The organism is Citrobacter sp. TBCS-14 (assembly GCF_005280805.1).
GTDB lineage: Bacteria > Pseudomonadota > Gammaproteobacteria > Enterobacterales > Enterobacteriaceae > Citrobacter > Citrobacter gillenii.
In genome coordinates this window covers 1-270 of the sequence record NZ_SZWM01000354.1, presented here as the reverse complement: position 1 = coordinate 270, position 270 = coordinate 1, and the positions used below count along the sequence as shown (strand labels likewise).

Sequence of the window (270 nt, the reverse complement as noted above, 5' to 3'; positions counted from 1 at the left end):
CTGCAATGCAACCAGCAGATTGAGGATTTGCGCCTGTACCGAAATATCCAGTGCCGACGTTGGCTCATCAAGGACGATCACATCCGGCTCCGATGACAGCGCGCGGGCGATGGCAATACGCTGACGCTGTCCACCGGAAAAGGCATGCGGCAGGCGATCGAGGTATTCCGGACGAATCCCTACCTGTCGAGCCAAATCCTCGGCCAGGGCGCGGCGTTCGCGTTCAGGGCTACGCTTTTGGATCCATACCGGTTCAGTGATTATTCGCCA

At 58.1% G+C, this 270-nt stretch carries 1 protein-coding gene; it reads right to left on the bottom strand.

Going from position 1 to position 270, the window contains the following annotated elements:
* A partial coding sequence (locus tag FDX22_RS15465) for an ATP-binding cassette domain-containing protein (protein WP_146717424.1) occupies window positions 1-270 on the bottom strand: 270 nt, incomplete at both ends.